General features: G+C 48.2%; 1 protein-coding gene. It reads right to left on the minus strand.

Annotated features, from left to right (window positions below):
- Positions 1 to 200: ParA family protein (locus GPK83_RS14750; RefSeq protein ID WP_215705139.1), on the minus strand; the 200-nt coding region annotated here is incomplete at its 3' end.
- Between the last annotated feature and the right edge of the window lie 213 nt (positions 201 to 413).

The raw sequence follows: 413 nt of genomic DNA on the forward strand, positions 1-413 counted from the left end.
AAGCTGATCGTCAGGCTGCCTTGCGGGTCTCCGTCGATCAGCAGGACTTTCTTTCCGGCCTGCGCCAGCCCGATTCCCAAGTTGGCACAGGTCGTTGTCTTGCCAACGCTTCTCCGCTCCCGCTCCGGTCGGCGCTGAACATGTGCCACTGGCACATAGCGCCCTTTCTGGTTGGCAATGGCGATGATTTGCGTGTTCATTGACTTCACCTCATTTCTAATTATTGCTGTTGCTTCTGGAAATAGAAAAAGCCGCCACTTCAAAATTAACAGTGAAGTGACGGCTCTTTCTATCGCCGGAATACGAGTTCCTGAAATGAAAAAAGCACCCAGCATTTATACTGTGTGCTACATCAAATTCATATTCAATTATTCAAATTAGCTCAAACTATGCCAAACTGCCACAGCCAAAAA

This window comes from Clostridium sp. MCC328 (genome assembly GCF_018785465.1).
GTDB classification, from domain to species: Bacteria; Bacillota; Clostridia; order Lachnospirales; family Lachnospiraceae; genus Pilosibacter; species Pilosibacter fragilis.